Annotated in this window: 27 protein-coding genes, 1 tRNA gene and 1 other RNA gene; 24 read left to right on the top strand and 5 right to left on the bottom strand. The window is 44.6% G+C overall.

The window, feature by feature from the left end; translation table 11 throughout:
* Positions 1-136 precede the first annotated feature (136 nt).
* The 9 genes from AB3351_RS21870 (at position 137) to tadA (ending at position 8,822) form a co-directional block, all read left to right on the top strand.
* Positions 137-898, top strand: a complete 762-nt coding sequence (locus AB3351_RS21870; protein WP_371149239.1) for an enoyl-CoA hydratase/isomerase family protein — start codon at positions 137-139, stop codon at positions 896-898.
* A gap of 26 nt (positions 899-924) precedes the next feature.
* A complete protein-coding gene (locus tag AB3351_RS21865; RefSeq protein ID WP_371149238.1) occupies positions 925-1,785 on the top strand; it encodes a 3-hydroxybutyryl-CoA dehydrogenase in 861 nt (286 codons plus the stop codon).
* A gap of 1 nt (position 1,786) precedes the next feature.
* Complete coding sequence (locus AB3351_RS21860; protein WP_371149237.1) at positions 1,787-2,923, top strand: acyl-CoA dehydrogenase family protein; 1,137 nt, start codon at positions 1,787-1,789, stop codon at positions 2,921-2,923.
* Between the two features lie 10 nt (positions 2,924-2,933).
* Positions 2,934-3,641, top strand: coding sequence for an alpha/beta fold hydrolase (locus AB3351_RS21855; protein WP_371149236.1), 708 nt, complete (start codon positions 2,934-2,936; stop codon positions 3,639-3,641).
* Between the two features lie 178 nt (positions 3,642-3,819).
* The gene (gene zwf, locus AB3351_RS21850; protein ID WP_371149235.1) at positions 3,820-5,364 is read left to right on the top strand and encodes a glucose-6-phosphate dehydrogenase; all 1,545 of its coding nucleotides are present in this window, start codon (positions 3,820-3,822) and stop codon (positions 5,362-5,364) included.
* Positions 5,357-5,998 carry a cyclase family protein gene (locus AB3351_RS21845; RefSeq protein ID WP_371149234.1) on the top strand — a complete coding sequence of 214 codons (642 nt, stop codon included), beginning with the start codon at positions 5,357-5,359 and terminating at the stop codon, positions 5,996-5,998. The genes zwf and AB3351_RS21845 overlap by 8 nt, the downstream gene beginning before the upstream one ends.
* 130 nt (positions 5,999-6,128) lie before the next feature.
* Positions 6,129-7,406: a dicarboxylate/amino acid:cation symporter gene (locus tag AB3351_RS21840; protein ID WP_371149233.1), complete on the top strand. Its 1,278-nt coding sequence runs from the start codon at positions 6,129-6,131 to the stop codon at positions 7,404-7,406.
* Between the two features lie 81 nt (positions 7,407-7,487).
* Complete coding sequence (locus AB3351_RS21835) at positions 7,488-8,252, top strand: phosphodiester glycosidase family protein (protein WP_371149232.1); 765 nt, start codon at positions 7,488-7,490, stop codon at positions 8,250-8,252.
* Positions 8,253-8,327: 75 nt separating this feature from the next.
* The gene (gene tadA, locus AB3351_RS21830; protein ID WP_371149231.1) at positions 8,328-8,822 is read left to right on the top strand and encodes a tRNA adenosine(34) deaminase TadA; all 495 of its coding nucleotides are present in this window, start codon (positions 8,328-8,330) and stop codon (positions 8,820-8,822) included.
* Positions 8,823-8,860: 38 nt separating this feature from the next.
* Here tadA and AB3351_RS21825 read toward each other — a convergent pair whose 3' ends face one another.
* From AB3351_RS21825 to AB3351_RS21805, 5 genes are all read right to left on the bottom strand, one after another.
* Positions 8,861-9,115, bottom strand: a complete 255-nt coding sequence (locus AB3351_RS21825) for a helix-turn-helix domain-containing protein (RefSeq protein WP_371149230.1) — start codon at positions 9,113-9,115, stop codon at positions 8,861-8,863.
* Positions 9,091-9,669: a sigma-70 family RNA polymerase sigma factor gene (locus AB3351_RS21820; RefSeq protein WP_371149229.1), complete on the bottom strand. Its 579-nt coding sequence runs from the start codon at positions 9,667-9,669 to the stop codon at positions 9,091-9,093. Before AB3351_RS21820 ends, AB3351_RS21825 begins: the two co-directional genes overlap by 25 nt.
* A 200-nt stretch (positions 9,670-9,869) precedes the next feature.
* Positions 9,870-11,060, bottom strand: coding sequence for an ABC transporter permease (locus tag AB3351_RS21815; protein ID WP_371149228.1), 1,191 nt, complete (start codon positions 11,058-11,060; stop codon positions 9,870-9,872).
* A gap of 2 nt (positions 11,061-11,062) precedes the next feature.
* Positions 11,063-12,337 carry an HlyD family secretion protein gene (locus tag AB3351_RS21810; protein ID WP_371149227.1) on the bottom strand — a complete coding sequence of 425 codons (1,275 nt, stop codon included), beginning with the start codon at positions 12,335-12,337 and terminating at the stop codon, positions 11,063-11,065.
* A gap of 36 nt (positions 12,338-12,373) precedes the next feature.
* Positions 12,374-12,961, bottom strand: a complete 588-nt coding sequence (locus AB3351_RS21805; RefSeq protein WP_371149226.1) for a TetR/AcrR family transcriptional regulator — start codon at positions 12,959-12,961, stop codon at positions 12,374-12,376.
* A 168-nt stretch (positions 12,962-13,129) separates the two neighbouring features.
* Here AB3351_RS21805 and AB3351_RS21800 point away from each other — a divergent pair.
* From AB3351_RS21800 to AB3351_RS21730, 15 genes are all read left to right on the top strand, one after another.
* Positions 13,130-13,222 (top strand) — tRNA-Ser (locus AB3351_RS21800).
* Positions 13,223-13,577: 355 nt separating this feature from the next.
* The gene (locus tag AB3351_RS21795; RefSeq protein WP_371149225.1) at positions 13,578-14,066 is read left to right on the top strand and encodes an SMI1/KNR4 family protein; all 489 of its coding nucleotides are present in this window, start codon (positions 13,578-13,580) and stop codon (positions 14,064-14,066) included.
* A 12-nt stretch (positions 14,067-14,078) separates the two neighbouring features.
* The gene (locus tag AB3351_RS21790) at positions 14,079-14,498 is read left to right on the top strand and encodes a DUF6678 family protein (protein WP_371149224.1); all 420 of its coding nucleotides are present in this window, start codon (positions 14,079-14,081) and stop codon (positions 14,496-14,498) included.
* A gap of 279 nt (positions 14,499-14,777) precedes the next feature.
* The gene (locus AB3351_RS21785) at positions 14,778-16,373 is read left to right on the top strand and encodes a sensor domain-containing diguanylate cyclase (protein WP_371149276.1); all 1,596 of its coding nucleotides are present in this window, start codon (positions 14,778-14,780) and stop codon (positions 16,371-16,373) included.
* 182 nt (positions 16,374-16,555) lie between these two features.
* Positions 16,556-17,053 (top strand): dihydrofolate reductase, encoded by a 498-nt coding sequence (locus AB3351_RS21780; RefSeq protein ID WP_371149223.1) that lies wholly within the window; start codon positions 16,556-16,558, stop codon positions 17,051-17,053.
* A 14-nt stretch (positions 17,054-17,067) separates the two neighbouring features.
* A complete protein-coding gene (thyA, locus tag AB3351_RS21775) occupies positions 17,068-17,901 on the top strand; it encodes a thymidylate synthase (RefSeq protein WP_371149275.1) in 834 nt (277 codons plus the stop codon).
* Positions 17,902-17,989: 88 nt separating this feature from the next.
* Entirely contained in the window at positions 17,990-18,361 is a 372-nt protein-coding gene (locus tag AB3351_RS21770; protein WP_371149222.1) for a DUF2512 family protein, read from the top strand.
* A gap of 442 nt (positions 18,362-18,803) precedes the next feature.
* Entirely contained in the window at positions 18,804-19,529 is a 726-nt protein-coding gene (locus AB3351_RS21765) for a hypothetical protein (RefSeq protein WP_371149221.1), read from the top strand.
* 125 nt (positions 19,530-19,654) lie between these two features.
* Positions 19,655-19,918: signal recognition particle sRNA large type (gene ffs, locus AB3351_RS21760), an RNA gene on the top strand.
* A gap of 152 nt (positions 19,919-20,070) precedes the next feature.
* On the top strand, positions 20,071-21,495 hold the full coding sequence (locus tag AB3351_RS21755) for an ATP-binding protein (RefSeq protein ID WP_371149220.1): 1,425 nt from the start codon (positions 20,071-20,073) through the stop codon (positions 21,493-21,495).
* Between the two features lie 112 nt (positions 21,496-21,607).
* Complete coding sequence (dnaX, locus tag AB3351_RS21750) at positions 21,608-23,338, top strand: DNA polymerase III subunit gamma/tau (RefSeq protein WP_371149219.1); 1,731 nt, start codon at positions 21,608-21,610, stop codon at positions 23,336-23,338.
* 11 nt (positions 23,339-23,349) lie between these two features.
* Positions 23,350-23,670 (top strand): YbaB/EbfC family nucleoid-associated protein, encoded by a 321-nt coding sequence (locus AB3351_RS21745; protein ID WP_371149218.1) that lies wholly within the window; start codon positions 23,350-23,352, stop codon positions 23,668-23,670.
* 19 nt (positions 23,671-23,689) lie between these two features.
* Positions 23,690-24,286: a recombination mediator RecR gene (gene recR / locus AB3351_RS21740; protein ID WP_371149217.1), complete on the top strand. Its 597-nt coding sequence runs from the start codon at positions 23,690-23,692 to the stop codon at positions 24,284-24,286.
* 170 nt (positions 24,287-24,456) lie between these two features.
* Positions 24,457-25,407 (top strand): CPBP family intramembrane glutamic endopeptidase, encoded by a 951-nt coding sequence (locus AB3351_RS21735; protein WP_371149216.1) that lies wholly within the window; start codon positions 24,457-24,459, stop codon positions 25,405-25,407.
* Between the two features lie 53 nt (positions 25,408-25,460).
* Entirely contained in the window at positions 25,461-25,727 is a 267-nt protein-coding gene (locus AB3351_RS21730; RefSeq protein WP_371149215.1) for a pro-sigmaK processing inhibitor BofA family protein, read from the top strand.
* Positions 25,728-25,964: the final 237 nt, after the last annotated feature.

Here is a 25,964-nt window from a genome sequence, read left to right as displayed (position 1 = left end):
AGTTTGTTTCTAAAGTAAACAAATATTCCCTTTTGATAACGGATATGCAGCGAAAAAATAGTGAAAACATTGGCATTATTATTGCTTGTATATAAAGTAGTGAGAAAACTATGAAGATATATGGAGGTGCAGTGGAGTGAACGTAACATGGGAAGTAGAGAGTCGACTAGGATTGATTACGATTGATGCGCCGCCCGTCAATGCGCTGAACAAAGATTTTTTTGAACAGATGAATGAGATTATACATAAAATTGGTGACAGTTGTGATGTCGTGATTATTACCGGCGCAGGTGAGAAAGCATTCGTAGCTGGTGCCGACATTAAAGAATTTCCTGAGTTGGGTCGAGAACAAGGGGAAGAATTGTGTAAGCGGGGTCAGGCGTTATTTCAGCATATTGCCAACCTCCCACAGCCAGTCATCGCAGCGATTGACGGATTTGCATTAGGGGGTGGGCTGGAGTTAGCCCTTGCCTGCGATTTTCGCGTAGCGAGCCGTAAATCGCAGCTCGGCCTCCCTGAAGTGAAGTTAGGCATCATTCCAGGATATGGTGGCACCCAACGTCTGGCTCGTCTAATCGGACCGGGTAAAGCAAAGCAGCTCATCTTCTCCGGTGAATTCGTATCGGCTGAGGAAGCCTATCGCATTGGACTCATAGAGCAGCTTGTGGATGAGGATGCGCTATCGGAAGCTAGAAAATGGGCAGCTACGATTCTACAGCGCGGTCCGATTGCAGTGAAAGCAGCAAAGCGAGCGATTGATCAAGGCCTTGCCGTCTCACTTGAAGAAGGGATGAATGTAGAGGCACGGGCATTTGGTGACATTTGTGTAACCGAGGATAAAAATGAAGGGGTTGCCGCGTTCTTTGAACGTCGGGAACCGAATTTCCAAAATAAATAAATACAGAAAGTAGAGGGAGATAGCAAATGGCAAAGAAAGTCGGCGTAATCGGATTTGGAACAATGGGTTCAGGAATTGCTCAAGCAGCGGTAGAGGCAGGTTATACAGTTATAGCGGTAGAACAGAAGCAGGAATTTTTTGACCGCGGTCTATCCGGCATTCAGAAGAACTGGAGCCGCAGCATCGAGAAGGGCCGTCTGACAGAAGAGAAGAAGCAGGAGCTAGAAGGCGCGCTCATTACGACGGTTGAGTGGAACAGCTTAAAAGACGTTGATTTTATTATTGAAGCCGTTAGCGAGAATATGGAATTGAAGAAAGAGCTGTTCAAAAAGCTGGATGAAATTGTTGGCGAAGATATTGTTATTGCGACGAACACATCCGGCCTAAGTGTAACGGAAATCGCCAGTGTAACAAAGCGTGCAGAGAAAATTATCGGTGTTCACTTCTTCAATCCTGTACCGGTTATGAAGTTAGTTGAACTCATTCGCGGACAGAGCACTGCTGAGGAAACATATCAGGAAGCAAAATCGCTCGTTGAGGCGATGGGCAAACAAACCATCGATGTGAAAGAGGCTCCGCTGTTCGCGGTAAACCGTATTCTTGTACCGATGATTAATGAAGCGATCTTCGTATTGGCAGAAGGTACAGCCAGCGCTGAAGATATTGATACAGGTATGAAGCTTGGCGCAAATCACCCAATTGGACCGTTGGCACTGGCGGATCTTATCGGACTTGATACGCTTCTGTATGTACAGGATTCCTTGTATGAAGAGACACAGGATTCCAAATATCGCAGCGCTCCGCTGCTCCGTAAGTTGGTACGGGCGGGCCATCTCGGCCGGAAGACGGGCAAAGGATTCTATGATTATACGAAGGGTGCGAAGTAAGATGAGCTTTGCATTAACAGAAGAGCAGAGAGAGATTCAGCAGGGGATCTATAAGCTGGCACAGGAGAGGATTAAGCCGCGTGCCGCAGAGATTGACGAGAAGGGCGAGTATCCGTTTGATATTAAAGACTTGCTGAGCGAGTATGGATATATTGGAGCCAATCTGCCGGAGGAATATGGCGGTACAGGACTGGACTTATTAACATATTGCTTAATTGTGGAGGAGGTGGCGCGTGTCTGCGCCTCGTCTTCTCAGGTTATTACCGTACAAGAGCTCGGCTCTCTACCTGTGCTGTTAAGCGGAAATGAGGAGCAGAAGCAGCGCTTTCTGCCTGATCTGGCTGTCGGCAAGAAGATTGCGTGTTTCGGTCTGACCGAACCGAGTGCAGGTTCTGATGTTAAAAGCATGAAAACACGCGCAGAAAAAGACGGGAGCTACTATCGCCTTAACGGTCAAAAATGCTTTATCACTAACGGAAACATTGCGGATGTGTATACTGTTTTTGCTAAGACGGATCAAGGCATTACCGCCTTTCTTATTGAGAAAGGAACGCCGGGACTTGTTGTAGGTAAGATCGAGAAGAAGATGGGCATCAAGGGTTCACCGACAGCCGAACTTTTCTTCGAAGATTGCCGCATACCGGAAGAAAATCGGATTGCCGAAGAGGGGCAGGGCTTTGTTGTCGCGATGAAGACGCTTGATAAGACTCGTCCGGGTATCGGAGCACAAGCGTTGGGCATTGCGCAGGGGGCGCTTGATGTCTGCCTTGATTATGTAAAAGAGCGTGAACAATTCGGACGTCCAATCGGTTCGTTCCAAGGCATACAATTTATGCTTGCGGACATGGCAACACAGATTGAGGCGGCACGAGGTCTTGTATATCGTGCAGCAGGCGCGCTGGATGCGCTGGGCAGCACGGGCAAGGATGCATCTATGATGCGCCTGGCTTCTATGGCCAAGGTATTCGCGTCCGATGTCGCAATGAAGGTGACGACTGACGCGGTACAGATTCTGGGCGGATATGGATATATTCAGGAGTTTCCGGTAGAGCGGATGATGCGCGATGCAAAAATCACTCAAATCTATGAAGGTACAAATCAGATTCAGCGCGTAGTTATCTCGAAATCCATCATGTAGGAGGAAAGCGATGAACGTATCTCAACAACTTCCGTTTGTATTCATTCATGGTGCTGGTGGAACGGGTGCCAAGTTCCGCGGTGTAGAAGAAAAAGTGGGCGGTGCGCCGTGCCGTGTGCTTGATCTTCCGGGGCACGGGAAGACGGGTGGAGCCGGATACAACAGCATTAGCGCATATGCAGAATGGGTCAATGAACAGCTTGGAGATGAGGAAGTCATTCTCGTTGGACATTCGATGGGCGGTATGATCGGAATCGAGGCGGCTGCAAGCAATTCGAATATCAAAGGGCTTGTACTTGATGCCAGCCATTATGAGATGCCGGTACACCCGAAAATTTTAGAAGATCTGTCGGCAGGCACCTTCCCTGATTTTTTGTTTAAAGCCTCCTATAGCAAGGATGCATCTGAGGATCTGCTGGCAGAGGAGCGCGCGCAGATCTCATGGGTGAAGACTGAAGTCGTCCATGATGATTTCTTTGCCTGCGGTCAATATCAGGGTGCAGATACGTTTGCACAGCTTACAATCCCTGTGCTTGCTGTATACGGGGCAGAAGATAAGCTGCTTCCGAAGGGTGCTGCTGAGCGTGCGTCTGAGCTGAACGACAATGTGCAGACGAAGACGATTCCTGGCTCCGGTCACTATATTATGCTAGAGCAGCCGGAAGCCTTCGCTCAAGCATTGAACGAATTTCGTCAGTTGCTGCTTGCAAAAGTATAAAAAAACAATCTAAACAATACATCATAATCCCTTCGTCTGATATGAGCAGGCGGAGGGATTTCTATTTTCTTAATCTATCAGCTTGCCACATCACAAGCTAAGAGAAGGGGTAAGATAAGTTATACTCATACATAGCGTGTTGGGCTGTAAAAATTAGTGACGTAAGGAGGGGCCGTCCTTGTCTATTCAGCCGTTTGTTTTCGTAATTTTTGGCGCGACAGGCGATCTCGCCAAGCGCAAATTATTCCCCGCTCTGTACAATCTGTATCGTTCCGGTTTCTTAGACGCTGAATTTGCGGTACTAGGTGTAGGAAGGACCGAGATAGACTCCGTATCGTTCCGCGCTTTTGTTAAAGAAGCGATAGCGGCGTATGGTCGGCTTTCATTACATGAAGGGGAAGATTGGCAGCGGTTTGTGGCACGTTTTGACTATATCGCGCTCGATGTGACAGATAGGTCCGCATATGAATCCCTTAGTGCCGCAGTGCGTGGAAAGGAGCAGGAGATGGGGCTTTGCGGCAACCGATTGTTCCACCTAGCAATTACACCGTCACTATTCGGAACGATAACAACCAACCTGCAAAAGAGTGGAATAACGGATACAAAAGGATGGAAGCGTGTTATTGTAGAGAAGCCGTTTGGCCATAACTATTCTTCTGCCCAAGCATTAAACGAAGAATTGAAACAGACATTCATAGAAGAGGAAATATACCGTATTGATCATTATTTAGGCAAAGAGATGATACAGAACATTCAAGTGATCCGATTTGCTAATTCGATGTTCGAGCCGCTGTGGAACAATCGTCATATCGCTAACATTCAGATTACGGCAAGTGAGACGGTTGGTATTGAAGATAGAGCCTCCTATTATGATACGGCAGGCGCACTGCTTGATATGGTACAGAATCATATGCTGCAGATGGTAATGATGGTGTGCATGGAACCGCCAAGCCGCTTGCTAACAGAAGCGATTCGCGATGAGAAAGTAAAGGTGATGCGCGCGCTTCGCTGCTACAGTGAAGAGGAAGTGGATGACTATGTTGTGCGGGGACAGTATACCCAGAGTAACGGAGAAGGCGGTAAGATGGCTGCGTATCGTGAGGAGCTGAATGTCCGTCCTGATTCGACGACAGAGACATTTGTTTCTGCCAAGCTTTTTATTGATAATTTTCGTTGGGCAGAAGTTCCGATCTATATTCGAACCGGCAAAAGAATGCCGAAAAAAGTAACGGAGATTGTTATTCAATTCAAAGAGCTGCCAAAACACCTATATTTCAATAAAAATAATGATTTACTGCCGAATTTATTGATCTTTCGTATTCATCCGAATGAAGGCATTACCTTACGTTTAAACGCCAAAAAGCCGGGAGCTGAGAGTCAGGTCATCCCTATTGGCATGGAGTATTGCAATGACTGTGAACATTCTTCTCCTGAAGCCTATGAGAGCTTGCTTCATGATGTGCTGCTTGGCGATTCCACATTCTTTACACGTTGGGATGAAGTTTCCCTTGCCTGGAGATTTGTGGACCCGATTCGCCGTGCGTGGGAGCGTGATGCACAGTCACTGACCTTCTATCCGGCTGATACATGGGGACCTGAAGTCTCCTACGAAATACTTGAACGGGACGGAACCAGATGGTGGACCGGAACGCATGGTGAAGAGCGCTCAATGCTCAAAGCGGTAAGACAGAATACAAGAGAAGAGGGCGGTAAGCATGTATAAGATATATGATATCTCCATGCCCATCCATTATGGAATGGTCACCTATAAAAATAAACAGGCGAAGCAGCCAAATATTCGTGTAGTACAGGACTTCAGTCAAGCATCAGCTTATGAATCAAGAATTGATATGGATATGCATACGGGAACGCATGTAGACTCTCCGCTGCATATGCTGCCGGATGGCGGAACGATGGCAAGCATCTCTATTGAGCGTCTGATTGGGTCGTGTCGAGTGCTTGATTTGACGGAAGTACAGGATCATATTACAAGTGATGATCTTGTACGGTTTGCACCGAAAAAAGAGGAGTTCATTCTGCTGAAGACAAGCAACTCCCTCCGCGATGATTTTGGAGAGGACTTTGTCTTTCTAGCCGCAGACGGTGCCCAATATCTTGCAGAAGTCGGCGTACGCGGTGTAGGGATCGATGCGCCGGGCGTGGAGCGTGACCAATCCGGACATCCGACACATAAGGCGCTATTTGCTGCAGATAGTGTTATTGTCGAAGGGCTTCGGCTAGGTGATGTTCCGGGGGGAGAGTACTTTATGGTGATCGCACCGATTAAAGTGCTTGAGACAGAAGCTGCTCCCGCACGTGCTTTGCTATTTTCGGGTATAACGATTGATCCGGATTAAATCTTTGCGAGCCTCCCAAAAAAATGGGGGGCTTGCCCTATTTTTAAAGCATGAAAAAAGGGTAATAAAGAAAATAAGTGTCTAACTGTCTAACTGTCTAACTGCTACATCCACAGAAAGGAGGCTATATATGAGCCTAACGAAAAAAATCATTATCGCATTAGTTGCAGGCGTAATTGTCGGATTATTGCTAAATATCTTTGCGCCAGGCGCCTTTAAAACATTGGATACGTATGTATTCACACCGGTTGGAAAGACCTTCTTAAATCTAATTAAGATGCTTGTTGTGCCGATTGTTTTCTTCTCGATTGTGCTTGGTGCCGCTGGGATTGGAGATCCGAAGAAACTTGGACGAATCGGCGTAAAAACAATTTCTTTCTTTTTAGTAACGACAGCGATGGCTATTGTGATCGGCTTGATTCTTGCTTATATTTTTCAGCCAGGTGCTGGCGGAGGCTTTGATACGAATGCTTCCTATCAGGCGGAGAAAGCACCGCCTATTTCTGAAACACTGTTAAACATTATACCGGAGAATCCGGTTAAGGCGATGGCGGAAGCGGAGATGCTTCAGATTATTGCCTTCTCCATCTTTGTGGGTTATGGATTGACGGTGCTTGGAAGCAAGACGAAGCGAATCTATCAGGTAATAGAAGAAGGAAATGATCTTATGATGTTCCTGGTGCATATCGTCATGCGATTTGCTCCGTATGGTGCATTTGCCCTGATTGCTTCGGCGGTTGGAAAGCAAGGGCTAGACGCTTTGAAGCTGATGGGGATGTATATGTTTGTTGTCATTCTAGCCCTTCTGCTTCACACTCTCATCACATATGGTTCCGCTTTGGCGCTGCTGGCAAAACAGAATCCGTTTGTGTTCTTTAAGAAGTTTTTTCCTGCGGCAACTGTAGGATTCAGTACATCTAGCAGCAGCGCGACCCTTCCTATTTCGATGCAGACAGCGCAGGAAGAACTGGATGTACCTGAGCCGATCAGCAGTTTTGTACAGCCGCTTGGTGCTACGATTAATATGGATGGGACGGCGATCATGCAGGGGGTCGCTACTGTATTTATTGCGCAGGTATATGGAGTAGCGCTCGGATTAGGCGATTACATGACCGTTATTCTTACAGCGACGCTTGCCAGTATCGGAACCGCCGGTGTACCGGGTGTAGGGCTGATTATGCTTGCGATGGTATTGAATTCTGTCGGCCTTCCGGCAGAAGGGATCGCGCTCATTCTTGGGGTCGATCGCATTCTTGATATGCTTCGTACCTCCGTTAATATTACAGGGGATGCCGCTTGTGCTGTAATCGTAGCCCGTTCTGAAGAAAAGCACACGACAGTACGCCAAAATCATGATGATTATGAAGTAAGCTTTACTATGCATAAGGAGCGACAAAAAGAAAGATAAATCACCTAGACATCTCTCTCTATTTGTGGGAAATTGAACTATAGTAAATATATCCTATATCGTGGATGGGGGAGAGAGAGCATGGGAAGAAAAATCGGGTGGTGCGCATTGGCGGTGCTGCTGTTCCTATGGAATGGCGGCACTTCTTTTGTGTCGGCAGCGGCACCGGCAAGCGTAGTGTCAGCGAAGAAGGTAGTTACGACGTCAGCAGGAAAGCGTACGGTAACGCTGGTCTATATTAATCTGAATGACAAAAACATAGAGGTACGGCCCGTACTTGCCAAAGACAAAATCGGCTCAACTGAAAGTCTTGATAGTATGGCGAAACGCACAGGCGCCTATGCTGCTATAAATGGCACATTTTTTAACGCATATACCGACAAGCGAGCGCATGGGGAGATTGTTATTAATTACGAAGAGAAAAATGAAGGGTGGTCCGGTGCTTCGATTGGTTTTATGGAGGATGGTACGCCTGCGATCATGTTTTCCGGTGCTCTTCCGCGCGATAATACGTACAAGCATATTACAAGTGCAGGACCAACATTGTTAAGAGACGGCAAAATCATAGTAAATCCACAGGCAGAGAAGATGAATGATCCGAAGATTACGAAGCTAAGCGGACAGCGCAGCTTCATCGGCTATACGAAGGACAAGAAGTTGGTTATGGGAACAGTACCCAATGTGACGGTAGCACAATTAGCGCAGATCTGTAAAGCGCTAGGGCTGGAAGCTGCGCTAAATATGGATGGCGGTGCTTCTTCGGGATTGTATTATAACGGAAGTCAGCTTACAAAACCAGGACGCTTACTGAGCAATGCATTGGTTGTCGTTCCCCGCAAAAAGTAATGTGAATTTGACAGCTAAAATGAAAAACTGCGAAAATATGGCGTAGAGAATGAAACAAAGAACGATGGTGAACAGATGAGCGAACAGCGAAACGACGACTATTATATGGGGCTTGCAATGGAAGAAGCGAAGAAGGCAGGCGCATTAGGGGAAGTGCCGATTGGCGCTGTCATTGTGCGGGATGGACAAGTTGTGGGCCGCGGATACAATCTGCGCGAGACGACAAAGGATCCGCTGGCGCATGCGGAATTGATTGCCATCAAGGAAGCGAGCCGGACGCTTGGGGGCTGGCGCCTGATCGGTGCCACCCTGTATGTAACGCTAGAACCATGCCCCATGTGTGCAGGCGCGATCGTACAAGCACGACTTCCCCGCGTTGTATATGGAGCGGTAGACCCGAAGGCAGGTTGTGCAGGCAGTCTGATGAATTTGCTTCAGGAGGAGCGGTTTAATCATCAGGTTGAGACGATACAGGGCGTGCGTGAACAAGAGTGCGGTGCGCTCCTTACTGATTTTTTTCGCGCGCTGCGCAAAAAACGCAAGCAGCGAACGAACGTGTGTGATGAATAAAAAAGCGGAGCAGGCAGACGAATCTGCCTCTCCGTTTTTTATGTTGGATCATCCTGTTGATACAATTCCCAGAAAGCCGGTGCCTGATGAATTCGATAGTTGTGAACAGCTTCGATTACTTTTACATATAAATACTGTTTTAAGTCTTCCCGCTCCTTATGAGAGGTTTGGTAAAGCGATCGTTCGATCTTTGGTTGAAATCGCTGCAGAAGACAGAGCATGGCTTCTTTATCCTGCTTCTGCGCTTTTTTAAGAAGTGTAGTTAGGCTTACATGATCGCAGGAGATTGGCAAGGTTGTTGTTCCTCCTTTACACTCATACGCAGCTTGGCCAGTGCTTTACTTCGAGTTCTAGAGACGGTTTGCTGCGATACGTATAGCTGGCGGGCGATATCGGTATCCGATAGGCAGTAGAGATACGCCCATTCGATAATTTTTCGCTCATGCTCTGTAAGGAGCCGCAACGCATAGTACAGCTCCTTGCTTTCGCTGATCTCCTCAAGGCTTGTGAAGGTGTCAAAGTCTGTGAGCTCTTCTTCCGTCGCTGTCATGATATCAAGCAGTGTTCCATCCCCCTCTTCGCCCAATGGAGCATCCAAACTGCGCGGACAGCGATATTGGTAGGCGCGCAGCCGCCTGTCATACGCAATCGCCTGGTAGTGAATCAGGCCGGATAGATAGGAGATGAGTTGGATCTCATTGTAGAAAGTCTGGAAACGCTTCTCCACGCGCTGGCGATTTTCTAATGTTGGTTTCTCGATGGCTTGCCGGACAAGAAAAGCGGATGTTTCATCCTGCAGAAAATAGCGGATGATTCGATTTGTGTGCTGGTGGATTGAATTCTGCATCGGCATAACCCTCCTTTTCTTATAAGAAGAGGGAAAGATAGGGAAAATCACAACATAAAAAAGGAACGTTTGTTCGTATAAAATTGTATAAAAAATCATGAACATATGCAAAGTTATTTTTTCCTATTTTAGGTTCAAAAAAGCGCGACATAGGAACATACCTCCTTGTCGCGCTCGTTCATGCTGCATGGTTTTTGGTTCTAGGCAGAAAGAGAAGCTTCCGCTTTCGGTTTTTGCTCCGGTTTAACGAAAATAGGTGTGAGCAGAAAGGCCAGGAAATAGGTGACAGTTCCCATTAAGCCAAGCGCTACACAATCACGCCAGATCATATCAAAGCCATGTCCTTTAATAAACACTTCGCGCACCCCATCCAAAAAGTACGTCAGCGGCAAAAGGTGTCCCGCTACATTCAATGCATGCGGCATTGCTTCGAACGGCCATGTGAAACCGGATAACAAAAAGGATGGTACGGCAATCAGCATGGTAATCTGCGTGGAGCCGACTTGATTGCCTGAAAAGAGGCTTGCAAGATAGCCGATGCCAAGAAGGGCAAACACAAAGCTTATGCCAAGTACGAGAGCGGGAAGAAACATGCCGCGCAGAGGCAGATGGAACATGTATAATGCAATCGCGAACACACTAACATTATTAACGATACCGATAAGGAAGTAGGGAGCTGTCTTAGCGTAGGCAATCCGCCAAGGAAGATTGCGCCATGCTGCAAAGCGGCTCCATGTGCCTTTTTCTTTATCCCGTGTCACTGTGAGGGCAACGCCAAGCAGGAGAACCTGCTGAAGAATGGCACCGATCAAGCCGTATATAAGAAAATCATTGTAGTTAAACATCGGATTATACAGTACACGAGAACGGAATGGGATCTGTGAGAATGTTGCTGCGATCTGCTCATCCTGTAATCCCTGCTGTTTCAGCTTCGTAGAAGAAGCGCCGTAGCTGAATGTCGTAATGACTTGATTGGCCGCCCGCGTCGCCGAGTTGGAGAACAGCATATTGCTGCCATCCACGAAGGTGAGGACAGGCACATTATCCCCGTGCTTTAAGCGGGTCGAGAATTCATTTGGAATGATAATACCCACTCGTGCTTCCCCTGTTTCGATTAAGCGCTGTACTTCATTTTCTGAGAGTGTGCGCTTGGTCACATGGAAGGTCTCGGTCTGGTCGAATGATTGGACGATTTGCCGACTAAGCTGGCTGTTATCCCCATCAAAAATAACGGTCGGAATTTCCGTCAGGCGCTGATTAGAGTATAGATATCCGAACAGCGCCGTATACAGCAGCGGAACAAGGAAAAGAATCGCAAAAAGACGGCGATCGCGAAGGATGTTCAACCATTCTTCGCGAATAATATCTCCTACTTTTAGTGGCGATGACATCGTTAATTCGTCCCCATGCCCTGCCATTGCAGCGTCATACCGGTAGCTGCGCTATCCGGCAAGTCAGTTAGCATGACTTTTACCCCGAATGAACGAATATCCGTATCCCCGGCTTGTTGGCTTGGTTTTTGAATGGCGAAGTCAGCCGCTGGTTGAATCACTGTAATTTTTCCTTTTACATCTTTGCCTGTGGAGACAAGCTTCATCGTCACAACATCCCCGTTTTTCAATGTGCCAAGCTCTGTTTCCGGGAAGTAGAACTTTGCCCAACGGTCTTTGGTAGCTTCAAGTGTGAATACAGGGAAGCCTGCACCAGCCAGTTCACCCAACTGTCCGGACTGTGAAGTGATAATTCCATCTGCAGGTGCACGAAGTTCTGTATATGTAATGTATGTTCTGGCCTCGTTTAATGCAGCCTGCGCCTTTGCTACGTTCGCATTGGCAGAAGAAACAGAGGAGGATGCCTGTGAGATTCCGGCTTCTGCAGCACGTACGTCATCCTGGCGCACAGCTACCTGGCCTTTGCCGGCTTGGGCAAGAGAGACTGCTGCTTTTGCCTGCTCTAACTGTGCTTCCGCTGCTTGAATCTCTTCTTTACGCGGTCCGTTTTGTACCATTTCGTATTGTTTTTGCGCAGCATCGTACTCGGCCTTTGCTTTTTGATAGCTTAATTCTGCTTCATCTACTTTTGCCTGCGGCACAGCTCCTTGCTGAAGCAGTGTTTTCATTCGTGTATAGTTATCATTTGCTAAGCGAAATGCTTCTTTTGCGGCATCTACTTTGATCTGTGCCTGCTCTCGTTCTTCTTTGCGCGCTCCATTCTTAAGCGCATCAACCTGCGCCTGTGCCGCTTTTACAGCCGCCTGTGCCTGTTCAACCTGGCGTTCTGCCGTATCGGCTGTTACATTTACTGCGCTCTGTCCCTGAAGCTTCTTGGCTTCGGCAGCGGACACGGATGCCTGTGCTTGCTTGACGCCCGCAGTGGCTGCGTCTAATGAAGCTTGTGCTTGAGAAACCTTATCCTGCAGTTCTTTACTTTCAAGTCGGGCAAGCAGTTGACCTTTCTTAACATGATCGCCCTCCTTAACGTAAATCTCGCTGATTCGTCCTCCCATTTTGAAGCTAATATTCATATTGGTCGCTTCTACATAAGCGGTCGGCTGACTCGTAGATGCCGCGTGGATGCGTCCTGTCTCTTCATAGGATGACAGCGCATAAGCACCTCCTCCGATCAGAACAGCCATGGTCGTAAACATAATGGTTCGTAAGCCTTTCATTTTTTCCTCTCCACCCTTATTTTCTCGTGTAATGATCTATTCTTCAAAAATACCTAACATGTGCAGAACAAGATTTTGCAGACTATAGCGCAGCGCAGGCGCGTCAATGGACTCTTCGTGAATAATCGCCCGCATCGCAGTGAATCCGATCATGCCAAAAAGGCTGCTGGCAACGACCCTAACATCCAACTCGGCGGGTAGTTGACCGTTATCTTTTGCTGCTTGTATCTCGTTTTCCAATAAAACAAAGTATCGCTGCAAGACATGGCGGATGGTATGATGCCGATCTTGTGTACCCCAACTGCGGCTGAGCAGCATGCGGCAGAAATCCTGCTCATTCTGAAAGAAATCAAGATGTGCTTCAATCAATCGAATCACACGCTCTCTGAAATCCTCTTTAGGTACGACATCAATATAATCCTGAATCATCGTTGTGAAATTCTGCACGCCTGATTCCATCACGAAGATATACAAATCCTCTTTCGTCTTAAAGTTGTAATAGAGCGTGCCTTTAGCAACGCCGCATATTTCAGCGATTTGTTCCATAGTTGTTTCATTAAAGCCTTTATTAGCGAATGCTTTCAGTGCGCCCTGGAAGATGAGTTCTTTCGTTTTTGCGCGCAAACTCGTCACCTCAATTTTTTAAACTGACTAGTCAGTACAAATTTATTGTTTATTATACTCGCTCTTGGACTGAGAAATCAATACAAAAAGTGCTTTCCAAGAGGCGGCGTTGCATGAGAATTTAAAAATATGATAGGATATTTTTTAGCACAGCGTAGTTATTCATATGGAGATGTACCCAAGTCCGGCTGAAGGGGACTGACTCGAAATCAGTTAGGCGTCTTGCGGCGCGCGGGGGTTCGAATCCCTCCATCTCCGCCATATGGATAAGAGCTTACCATATCAACAATTTTGCCGTTTGTTACGCGTGAGTAGAACGGGATATGCAGACGAAAATGGAGTTTATGTATCTAACTGATTCCAGCTTAAAAAAAGGGAATCACCTAGGTATATGATTGGTTATGCAGCACATAGAAATTCGAAACCTCCAAGCTAAAAGGCATGATTGGAGGTTTTTTTGTTATATCAAAAACAGATAAGATTGATCCTGCTGAAATGTATCCTTGATACGCATTGAACAAGATGCGATTAACTCTGTAAGAGAGAATAGAGGGACTTGATATGCGGGAATGTTTTGATAATGGTGATGTGGATACGATAGAAAGGTAGTGTGTAAATGGACTGGGATACTGTTTTTGAAGTAGAATATTCAAAACGTAAAGGAGCAGCAGAAAATAAAATTAAAGAATTTCTAAGCTGCTGGAACCGGGATTTATCAGTAGAAGAGAGTGAAGGGTTTAAAGAATATACGAGTCACACAGTATTTACATGTTTAAAAATGCCCAATAAGCCATTACCTAATAGTTATATTGATTTTTTGAGGTATGCTGACGGAGGCGATTTTCAAAACGGGGAGAGGTATTTCCAATTTTTTAATACAAATGATTTTAGAGAGATGAATTTAGCCTATTTATTCCCTTTATGGATGCCAAATGCCGTATCTTTTGCCATGGACGGTTGCGGAAATCATTACATTTTTGATATGAGAGAAGAGATGAAGGACGGTGAGTACCCTATAATTATCTCACATTCAGGGAATCTCGGTTTCGAAGATGCGAGACTACTAGGAAGTTCATTCTTAGAGGTTTGCACGAGTAGAGCATGAAAAGGAGTTGTTATGAAAACTTTAAAACAAAAAGTACAAGTAGTTATAGAGGAAAAACAGTTATGTTCCATTATGAATAACACTAAATGGGGCAAATTACAGCATGAAGTACTGCATACGTTACCATTTACGCCACCTTTTCAAGCTAAATATGTATTGGAGGACACACCTGAACCTGAGGTATTCGATAGTGATGTATGGTATTGGGGTGACTGGATTGAGGGTCTGCTCCCTTTTTATTCAGTTGAATGGATACGAGTTAGACCAAGATATTTGAAGCATCAGGGAATGCTTGTAGAACCGGAAGTGATTGATATTACGGAAGACTTTCGTTCCTTATTAGATAATCTTAACGTTCCTTATAAAGAAGAGAGTAACTCATTTTACATTTACGGTTATATATCTAATACTGACTCACTTATAACAGAATAGTTGAAAATTAAAGAGTTTAACTGGGAGGAACAAGTGTCCCATTATGTGCAAAGTGTAGGTATTAAAAAGAAGATGTATAGTCCAGTATAGGGTAAATCCAATCATGTTGTTTTTTATGCAGCTTATGTTAAAATCGGACTAGGCCAATTCGTTCATACTATTTCTTTTGTTAAATAAAAAAATAAGAAACTACCTTTAAGACCTTACATACAATGCACACCTACAGCGGAACGTACAGCCAGTAATTAAATGAAAAGCAGGCGGAACATATTGAGAAAAATGAGGTTTTCATTACAAAATTTAATTGTGTTTGTAGCTCTTTTGTCATGCGTATTAACCTTAATTAGCAGCCTCTGGAGCGGCTACCGGATTGATAAACAGACACTTATCACAAACACATTGGAGACCAATCGTGTATATGCGCAAAAGCTCGCAAAAACAACAAACATCGTATTAAAAAACACCCTCCAAACGCTGCAATTCAGCTCCGCAGATATCGCTCCCTTCATGCAAACCAATGAAGCTAAACTCCTTTATGAGGCCAAACGCTTGAAAACGCAGATGAATATTTTTAATTCTGTTATTATCGCCAATGCTGAAGGACGCATTTTAGCTACATCCCCCCAATCTCTGCAAGTTAAGGATAAACTCCTAACATCTCCTGGTGGTCAGGAAGCATTAAAAGAAAGGAAGCCTCTGATCTCCAAGCCATATACAGCGATTACCGGACGGCTGGTCATTTTTATTTCGCATCCTGTTATTGATAGCGAAGGCAAGTACCTTGGACTGGTAGGAGGAACGCTTTACTTAAAGGAAGCAAACGTATTGAATGAACTGTTGGGTGAGCACTTCTATCAAGACGGTTCTTATGTGTATGTTGTTGATAGTGACGGACGTATTATTTATCATCAGGATGCGGGTAGAATCAATGATACTGTAAAAGAGAATGATGTGGTTCAACAGCTCGCGCAAGGTAAAAGTGGCATGGGACGTGTTATCAATACACAAAACGAGGAAATGCTGGCTGGCTATGCCTATGTTCCGATCACCGGCTGGGGAGTTGTCTCACAGCGCCCGATTGATAAGGCGCTGCTTCCTGCAACAAATATGGTGAATGAAATGGTTGAAAAGTCACTTCCTTTCTTGCTGGTCTCCTTGCTTATTATTGGGTGGATTTCTAGAAAGATTGCTCAGCCGCTGCATCAACTGGCGTATTATACGGAGAATAGCACCGAAAATAACCAGGCGGAAAATATAAAGGCCGTGTCTGCGTGGTATTATGAAGCGATTCAGTTGAAGAGTTCTCTTCTGCACAGTCTGGCTTTTCTGCATAATAAAATTAATTATTTCATGTATCAATCGACGACAGATCCCTTAACAAAGCTTGCCAATCGTCGAACAATGGACGAGTATATGAGGAAGTGGATAGAAAATAAAACTTCATTCTCGCTGCTTTTGTTAGATATTGATCGATTCAAACGAGTGAATGACACGTATGGACACTCGGTAGGAGATGAAGTGCTGAAGTTTTTGGCAAAACAGATGAAGGAAGCTGCAAGGGAGCATGATCTATGCTGCCGCTTTGGAGGAGAGGAATTTGCGATCCTTCTGCCTCATACGGAGAAAAGAGAGGCGTTTATTGTAGCCGAAAAATTGCGTAAGGATATGGAGACAAAGATAAGCCCCTGTGGTGAATTTGTGACCATCTCAGTCGGGATTTCATCTTATCCTGCATGTACATCTGAACAGGCAAAAGTAATCGAGTTGGCAGATCAATGTTTATACAGAGCAAAAAACAACGGCAGGAACTGTAGCGTTGTATTTGAATCCGTTTTTACCGAGCAAGAAAGCGATCGGTTTGTTAACGGCGCATGATATAAGCATAACCATAGGATTTTGTATTTGCTGGGGATTCCGGCAGTATGATAATATGGTGGAAATGATATGGGGTCAAGCATGTGACTGCATATATCGGATGAAAAATAGAAACCTCCAAGCTAACAAAGCTCACTGGGAGGTTTTTATTATGTCAAAAGCGCATAAGGAGCAAAGTGATTATGAATATGTCTATGATTGTAGCGATGGACAAGAACAGAGTGATTGGCAAAGATAATGATATTCCTTGGAAGCTACCGAAAGACCAAGCCTATTTCAGAAAAGTAACAATGGGGCATTCCGTGATTATGGGAAGAAAAAATTATGAATCCATTGGTAGACCTCTTGGTGGCAGAAGAAATATTATTGTAACAAGAGATAAACAGTACACTGCTTCCGGCTGCGAAATTGTTCACTCGGTGGAGGAAGTTCTATCAATGGTGAAGAATGAAGAAGAGCCTTTTGTCATTGGCGGGGAAGAAATTTATAAAGTATTTTTACCCTATGCAACGAAGCTGTACATTACTACGATAGAACATGAGTTTGAGGGGGATACGTACTTTCCCCGGCTTGTCCCGGATGAATGGAAGGTTGTTTCCGTAGAAAAAGGTATCACGGATGAAAAGAATGTGTATGAGTATGTTTTTACTACATATGAACGAGTAAATCAGGGCTCATAGAGAGGAGTGGGATGATGAGCAAGGCAGATGAGATATACAAAGGATTATTGCTCGATATTCTAGATCACGGCTTATGGGATAAAGACCAGCAGGTTAGAACAAAATGGGCGGATGGAACACCGGCCTATACAAAGAGTTTGGTTACAGGACAGATGAGCTTTGACGGGACAGAAGTTCCGATACTTACAACAAAAAAGGTTGCATGGAAAACAGCCATTCATGAATTGCTTTGGTTTTATGTCCATCGAACAAGTGACTGTACTTATCTGGATGAACATAACGTGAAAATATGGAAAGAATGGACGAATCCGCAAAACAATATTGGAAAGGCATATGGATATCAATTAGGAAAACCAATCATGATCAAGGGCAGGATTACCAACCAGGTTCATAATCTTATACATGAATTAAAAAACAATCCTGCATCCCGAAGAAATGTGATTTCCTTATGGAATATTGACGACTTGGAGCAGATGCAGTTATATCCGTGTGTATGGTCCAATCAATGGATCGTTCAGAATGGTCAACTTCACCTGGTTGTTCAAGTTCGCAGTAATGATATGGCATTGGGAAATCCGTTTAATGTGTTCCAGTACTATGTATTACAACGGATGATCGCGCAGGTAACAGGCTATCAGCTCGGCACGTTAACGTTCAATATTAATAATCCCCATATTTATGAGAAGCATATTGAACCATTGAAGGAGCAGATTGAACGTGAGCCTTACCCTGCCCCTACTCTTTGGATGAATCCAGAGATAAAGAATTTTGATGATTTTACCATTGATGATTTTCAGTTGATTGAATACCAGCACCATCCGTCCATCAAGATGGAAGTGGCGATTTAACCTCTCCTCTTTCGGTTTAGTGGTGAATAAAATCCCGATAACCATGCAACCATAAATATGAAAAGTACTGGTAAAAGGGATGATACGAGTGCATGAACCATTGGAGAGTATCGATACAATTATAATCAAAGTGGTGGCAGTAACAGGCATGTTAGCTTTTGTGCTGGGATTGTTTTACCAAGAAGACATCAGGGACATAGTAGGCATGAGTTTTCTTCTGTGCATCATTGGTTATTATATAGGGGATTTGATTATTTTACCGCTTACCAGTAATCTCATTGCAACAATTGCCGATTTTATTATTGCATTTTTTATCATCTATCTAATCGGTCTTGGTTTTTTTAATCCGGATACACCTGTGTTACAAGCTTCTCTTATTGCCGCCGCTGCGGTTGCTTTTGGGGAATATCTGCTACATATTGTGATGCAAAATGTTCTACATGAGCAAAAAGCAAAATAAGCATAGGATATAAAAATAAAGAATCGCTTCCAGTTAAAAACCGGAGGCGTTTTTTTATGTAAATCAATAAGAATTTTTGTCGAATCTCTTTACTTAACAATATTTCAACCGTAAAATCCAAAGTAATACTATTTAACCAATTTTATTCATCTTGTTGGGGGTATATTATCATGGGGAAACAGGACATTTATTGCGCGGTATTTGAAGCCTGTCTAACTCAGGCCGATCTGCATGCTTGCTATACTGGGCTGGTCAGGTGCATTATAGAAGAGATAGATAATGATTGGGAGAGCATTCGAGAAATTCGTCTTGTAGAACATGCATATTCCTTAGTCAGAGAGAAAAAATCTCTTGACTAATGTGAGGAGATAAAGTAAGAGGAATTTCAGAAGAGAGAAGGCTTGTTCCCTTTCAGGAGAAGTATGGAAGAGGAGAATCCTGTATGAGAAAGAGAAATATCGTGTTGTCCCTGATTGTTGCTACGTCTCTTACAAGTGCCGGCATATTTATTACGTCTGCTGTCTGGCAGAACGCCCAGGCGGAAGATGAAGGAATTACAGATATTGTGCCTATGAATGAACCACCTTACCAAGTGAATATCGACGAGAATACTACTCCATCTCAGTTTGAGGAGGAGATGCGTAAGCGTCTGGTATTACAGAGGATAGAAAAGCCAAAAATCCCCGTATCTGATTATCGACTAGAGAAAATCCAGGAGACGTTTTCCTTAATTGAACAGCCGTTTGAAAAGCCGCTAGAAAAACCGAAAAAGGGACAGCCCGATAGAATGACAATTGATCCGCTTACAGGGGATGCGAAGTATACGAATGGGGTTGTCATCAATCGAGAAGGACGGGCTACGAAAATTCCAGAAGACACGTCGCCATCTAAGGGACAGACACTTCCTGTTGTTCGGGTCATGATCGCAGACATTGCGGAGATGACAAAGAAACCGTACACGACTCAATTGGCATATGATGTGATGAAACAGGTAACTGAGTTGCAAAAGTATATGGATTCTCTTGATTTAATTGAAGTGACCGGTATACTCGTCGAAGTAAATACATACATCACCAAAGGAAAAGCCTCCTTTGATAAAGCCGCTAAGATTATTCAAGAAGTAGATAAATTGGTGAATTTCGATAAAGTAGAAGAGAAAAAGGAGTAGATGAAGGTTTTTCTTCCTGTGCAAAAAATTGTGTAGAAGCAGTCCGGGATGACTGCTTGCGTTCCATTTTCTTTTTTGATAAGATGATTAGGCAGCCATGCTGCATAATCAAGTGTATAAGTTTGTCGCACTAGACGGGGAGGTAGCGGTGCCCTGTACCCGCAATCCGCTGTAGCGGGGTTGAATTCCTGTCTGAGGTGCGCTTCATGTGAGGTCAGGTCTGTGTAAGTGGTGTTGAGAACCGGGTCCTGCGCAACGGGAACCCATGAACCTGGTCAGGTCCGGAAGGAAGCAGCCATAAGTGGATCCTTCCGTGTGCCGCAGGGTGGCCTGGTTTGAGCTAACTGCACGGGGCCGCTCGGATGAGCGTATCGACGACAGGTGTGCGGCTATAATTTTATAAAGCTCTCGGTGTACTCTACACCGAGAGCTTTTATTTTGTCTAATTTGTGTAACATTATCGGAAAACAAAAAGGAGATTATAAAAATAAACCGAATATAACAATTATGCAAATATCGCCAGCGGTGGGGTGAGAAAGAAATGCCTGGAAACTTATTTCAAGTGGAAATTGATATCGATGAGATGAGGCATCAATTACACAATATTCCTTTTGCTGCCGCTTTTTTCGATGGAGAGGGAAACATCGTAGAGACTAATGCCGCTATGCTTCAGGCTACTGGACATACATATAAAGAAATAAAGCAGAAGACATTCCGCGATTTGTTTGTGACTAAAGATACCTTTGCATCATGGGTGCGCTACTGTAACAGGATGCAGACGAAATTGAAGCGTATACCGCGCGGACTTTTCAAATTATATTCAGGTGATACTTGTATGTGCGATTTAATTATCTGCAGTGATGCCAAACATGAGGATGGCCTCCACTTTTTTCTTCTTCCGTCTATTCAAGAGGCTTCTAATAATGTGTTACTCCCGTATTTTTATCCGCAGATGATTAAGGATATGAATTTAGGTGCAATCATATTAAATGAAAACGCCCGCATTACGGAAATCAATAAAGCTGCGTGTACTATTCTCGGGGTCGAGAAACAGCATGTGATTAATCAGACGATTGAAAAGGCTTTTCCTGGTATGAAAGAAGACCAGGGGTTTATTTCCTCTGCGATATTAAAAGGTGTTACGGTGACAGACAAGGCGTATTCCTGGTTCAATGGCAATCAGCGGTTTGAATTACTTGTTGATTCGGACATAATCAGGGATTCATCAGGGCAGATTAAAGGCGGTTATTATTTATTTAAGAACGTAACGAATATGCGCTCGCTCGCCGATAAGATTGAGCGAAGCGATAGGCTGGCCATGATTGGACAGATTGCTGCGGGTACAGCGCATGAAATCCGCAACCCACTTACATCCATTAATGGATTTTTGCAGATGATGAGCAGATCTCTCGCTGAGGCCGGATTAGAAAAGGAAAAAGGGTATACGGATATTATGCTGATTGAAGTAAAACGAATCAATGATCTGGTCAGCGAGTTTTTACTGTTAAGCAAACAAAAGGAAATACAATATAAAGTTGTTGATATTGAACAGGTGTGCATGGAGATCTTTCCAATCGTAGAGAATGAAGCACTTTTACGTGGTGTCGAAGTTATCGTGAAAAAAGAAGGAACGCTGCCGCCGGTTATGGGGGATAGCGAGCTATTAAAGCAGGTCCTGCTCAATATTAGTAAGAACGGTATGGAAGCAATGGGAGGAAAAGGAACGCTGACAGTGAAGATTTTTCCTATGGGAAGTCACATAGAGATCAATATTCATGATACAGGCCCTGGTATCCCACCGTATTTAGCTGATAAAATTTTCGAACCGTTTTTTACCACAAAAGAAGAAGGAACAGGTCTTGGCCTACCTGTATGCCAAAAAATCATTCATGATATGGGCGGTACGATCCGTGTATCAAACAAAGGCTACGGCACAACGTTTCATATTATTCTTCCCTCCTGTTAATCCTTCTCTTTCCCTTTTCTGTCCAACCAGTAAAATGATATAATAATGGCTGTATAATTTATTTATTATCTGCGTGCATTTTTATGTGACGCAAGAAAGATGGCGATGCAAGATGGCTTATCGGGCATTGTATCGAATCTGGCGGCCCCAGACATTCGCCGATATCGTAGGCCAGGAGCATATCACAAGGACATTGCAAAATGCGTTAAGAGAGCAAAGATTCTCACATGCATATCTGTTTAACGGACCCCGCGGAACCGGAAAGACGAGCGCCGCAAAAGTTATGGCTAAAGCGGTTAACTGCGAAAATGGTCCTGCTGCGGAGCCTTGCAATACATGTGCTGCCTGTATGGGTATCACAGAGGGTTCAGTTGTAGATGTCATGGAGATTGATGCTGCCTCTAACCGCAGGATCGAAGAAATCCGTGATATTCGGGATAAGGTGAAATACGCTCCCACCCAGGTTCGGTATAAAGTATATATTGTAGATGAAGTACACATGCTGACCCCGGAAGCGTTCAATGCGTTATTGAAGACGCTGGAAGAACCACCGGCCCATGTGATTTTTATTCTGGCGACTACTGATCCGCATAAGCTTCCAGCTACAATCATCTCACGTTGTCAGCGGTTTGATTTTCGCCGCATTGGCAGCGCGCAGATTGTTGATCGAATGAAGCAAGCGATTGCCGATGAAGATGTGGAGGTAGCCGATCAAGCCCTGACATTCATTGCACGGATGGCAGAAGGTGGTATGCGGGATGCGTTAAGCCTTTTGGATCAAGCGTTATCATTTGGAGGCAATCATATCGGTCTTGAAGATGTCATGGCCATTACCGGTTCTGCATCGCAAGTGACGTTGGCTGAGACAGCGCATCATATTATGCAAGGTTCCGCATCTGAGGCGTTGGACGTCGTAAGGCAGCTTGTGCAGAGTGGCAAAAGCCCGGAGCAATTCCTCGATGATCTGCTCTTTTATTTCCGTGATCTGCTGTTGTATAAGACAGCGTCTCAACTAGAAGAGATTCAAGACCGGATCATATTAGATGAACGATTTCAAGAACTGGGCGAGCATGCAGAGCGCTCCCGTCTTTTTCAGATCATCGATAAGCTGAATCAGGCGAAGAATGATATGAAGCGTGCAAGTCAGACAAGGATTATGTTAGAGCTAATTCTAATTCAGCTTTGCCAGACGGAAGCGCCTTACTCATCAGGAACTTTGCAATCCCATGAAGGAGCTCATCCTCCTGCAGCGACCTCTTCGGAAGAGGTCAATCAGCTCAAGCAGCGCATTACGGAGCTAGAACGGCAGATTAAGCAGCTCGCAGCAGGTGGCGGCGCTGCGGATTCCGTGTCTGCGTCTGTCCCTCGAAGAGAGGCACGACGTTCGAGCGTACAGCCGACTGTCAAGATCCCGGTAGGGCGGGTTCGTGAGGTTGCTTCCGCTTCCATTGACCCTCAATTGAACCGTCTTCGTTCCATTTGGCCGGATATTTTGCAGCAGGTAAAGGCAAAAAGCGTACGTCTGCATGCATGGCTGCTTGACGGAATTCCCGTCGCTTTATCCCAGGATGGGCTGGTCATTTGCTTTAAAAGCGTTATTCATTGTGAAACGACGGCCCGCGAGCTGAATAAACAGCTTATTGAGGAAGTTGTAAAAGGATTTATCAATCGGCCTGTTGAATTGTTTACATTGATGGAGAACCAGTGGAAAGAGATTGAGGCGTCTGTCGGTCCGTCTAAGCAAGAAAATCAGACGGATGTGGAAACGGAGCCGCAAGCTGAACCTGTGGTTGAGGAAGCGATGAAGCTATTTGGCGAAGAACTGGTAGATATAAAAGATTAGGAGGAACAAATATGTTCGGTGGCGGAAATATGCAAAATATGATGAAACAAATGAAAAAGATGCAGCAGCAGATGCAAAAGGCGCAGGAGGAACTGAAAGATCAGACAGTAGAAGGCACATCCGGTGGCGGCATGGTCACGGTAGTCGCTAACGGTCATAAAGAAATTATGAGCATTAAAATTAAACCGGAAGCAGTAGACCCAGATGATGTGGAAATGCTTGAAGATTTGGTGTTGGCTGCTGTAACGGAAGCAATGAATAAAGCGGATGAGATGGTATCGAAGAGCATGGGCAAGTTTACCGGAGGAATGAACCTGCCGGGCTTATTCTAAAGATATAGAGGAGAGCTGTGTGTATTATCCTGAACCAATAGCAAAGCTAATCGATGGATTTATGAAATTGCCAGGCATTGGACCGAAGACGGCAGCGCGTCTGGCTTTCTTTGTTTTAAGCATGAAGGAAGACGAGGTTCTAGAGATCGCCAAGGCGTTGGTTAATGCCAAACGCAATCTGGTGTATTGTTCTGTATGCCAGAATATTACGGATGTAGATCCATGCCGGATATGTTCGGATACGTCCCGTGATAAATCGATTATTTGTGTTGTCCAAGAGCCAAAAGATTTAATTGCGATGGAAAAGACGCGGGAATATAATGGATATTATCACGTGCTGCATGGAGCAATTTCTCCTATGGAGGGGATTGGGCCGGAGGATATCCGTATTCCGGAACTGCTTCGTCGTTTAGAGGATGAGGAAGTAAAGGAGTTAATCCTGGCCACGAACCCGAACATTGAGGGGGAAGCCACAGCGATGTATATATCCCGCCTTGTAAAGCCGTTCGGTATTCGTGTTACTCGAATTGCACACGGTCTTCCGGTTGGCGGAGATTTAGAATATGCGGACGAAGTAACAATCTCTAAAGCTCTAGAAGGAAGAAGAGAGCTATAGAGGTATCGTTTTGCCCGAGGTAAAGAATAAGGCGGTGAGTTCAACACGTGGTTGTTCTTTCTTTATTATCGAAGAGGGGACGGAGAGGTGTTGAGCCATCGCTTTTTCTGTTGGCTTGTTCTTTTTGTGGGACAACGTGAATAAGTTTGTACAGATGGCGAGGTGAATATGTGAATAGACAAGAGCGGTGGGAGAAGATTGCGTTTTATTCGGCTGTACTGCTGCTTATAGGCTATGTTAGCAGCTTCATGCTGGAGTTCTCATTTCTGCAGTGGGTGTCCACCGAGGATGGGAAGTGGCGTGTAGAGTCTTCCGATGGTATGTCCTTATTAGGTTTTCTTCTTTTTTTAAGTACAGTATTCTTCAGTATTGCGCCCGCATTTTTCTATATTCCCGCTCTGTTGAAAACAATACGGAATGAGTTTCCCGGATGGGAAGCAGGGGTTTCTGGGAAATATGCTATGTACTATTTTGCTCTGTATCAAGTAGCGTGTGGTCTGATTCTGTTGCTGTACATGTTTTTTCCATATCCGTGGTTTTCAGAGCAATCGATTTTAGGGTTTGTAGAAGGGTTTCTTCCGCAGTGTATGATGATGCTGTTTGCGCTGCTTCTATTTAGAGGGCGGCTGCATGATATCGGCTTTGTCCGTCCGATTAAAGGAAAGCAATTATTCTTTACAGTTCTTCTTTTTTATTTATTTTCTACATTTTTATTAGATTCGATCATTACAGTGCCGATTGCGGATTACTTTAATTTTGAGCTTGATTCCTGGAGAGAAGAGCAGATTTCTGGAGAAGTACTTCAAGCTAAAAACAACAGTATAATCACAGGCATTCTAGAAGTGCTCTTAGTGGGTCTATTTGTACCGATTGCTGAAGAAGTGATGTTCCGTGGTGTACTACAGACAGCGATTGTTCGTCGCTTTGGTGCCTTGGCAGGTATTATTGGTTCAAGTTTATTGTTTGGTGCGATTCATGTGGACCCTGTACTTTTCCCGCCTCTATTTATGATGGGATTGATGCTTGGTTTTCTGCGCCATTATTATCGAAGTATTTGGGCAGCGATTTTATTTCATGCATTGAACAACACCATCACCGTACTCATTTATTTTTTTCAATAACAAGGTAGTGTAGATTGCTGAAGTTGTTAGTTTGAATAGGAAGGGGAGGAAAAGTGGACAGCTTGACACTGGGAATTGTCGTTGCTGTGGCTGGTCTCGTTTTTATTGTAATGAATCAGGCCAGTTGGAGATGGGTAAAGTGGATCGGCTGGGTAGTTGGAAACTTAGTTGTGGGCAGCATGATTCTTTTTCTCTTCAATCTTGTTGCAGAATCGTTTACCTTTGAAATTCCAATTAATCCAGTAACGGTAACAGTGACAGGTTTTTTAGGCTTTCCTGGCTTAGCTGCTTTGGTAATCATTAAGCAATTTATTTTGTAGGACTCTTGACATGACTGAGAATGCTATGATATATTATTAAAAGTCCGTTGCGGCGGGCTTTTATTTTTTTGTTTCATGGTAGAACAAATGAAAATTTATCATAAACAAATGCAAGTTACCTATTGACTTATCAGGTGACAGTGTGATAAATTAATAAAGTCGCCGCTGAGATACAGCGCGGTGCGAAAGCGTACTAATAAGTTCCTTGAAAACTGAACAGTGACACTCGATGTGTGC

Origin of the sequence: Aneurinibacillus sp. REN35 (assembly GCF_041379945.2) — a bacterium.
Taxonomy (GTDB): Bacteria; Bacillota; Bacilli; order Aneurinibacillales; family Aneurinibacillaceae; genus Aneurinibacillus.
The sequence above is the reverse complement of the archived record's forward strand: the minus strand, read 5'-3'. Positions and strand labels throughout refer to the sequence as shown.